This is a genomic window from Psychrobacter cibarius (assembly GCF_016107535.1).
GTDB classification, from domain to species: Bacteria; Pseudomonadota; Gammaproteobacteria; order Pseudomonadales; family Moraxellaceae; genus Psychrobacter; species Psychrobacter cibarius.
On sequence record NZ_JABASQ010000074.1, the window covers coordinates 1 to 468 of the forward strand.

Consider the following 468-nt stretch of genomic DNA (forward strand, 5'->3'; position numbering starts at 1 on the left):
TTGCTATTGTATACATGGATGAAAGCGGCTTTGAGTCTGAAACCATTCGTTCTCATGGCTATGCACCTATTGGAACCCCTTGCATCGATAGTTACAACTGGCAAGGTAAAAAACGAACCAACGTTATTGGTGCTCTCTATGACAAGACGCTGTTTGCACTCGATTACTTTGAGAAGAACATCAATGGCGATATCTTCTATAACTGGTGCAAAGACACGCTAATACCAAGCCTTAAAACTAAATGCGTGATTGTCATGGATAACGCTAGCTTTCACAAACGCGTTCAGAGACTGCTCAATAGACATGGTCATCGCTTGTTATTTCTACCGCCGTACAGTCCCGATTTAAACCCTATTGAGAAAAAATGGGCACAGGCTAAATTTCTACGCCAAGGATGGATGGAGAATAATCTACCTAAACTATTTCATAATATGGGTTGTACTAATTTTATTGTGGATTGACTATAGC

1 protein-coding gene is annotated in these 468 nt (G+C 40.4%); it reads left to right on the forward strand.

Annotated elements, in window-relative coordinates; all coding sequences use genetic code 11:
* Positions 1-461 (forward strand): IS630 family transposase (locus JFC08_RS13660; RefSeq protein WP_198331117.1); only part of this gene is annotated, 461 nt, incomplete at its 5' end.
* Positions 462-468 lie beyond the last annotated feature (7 nt).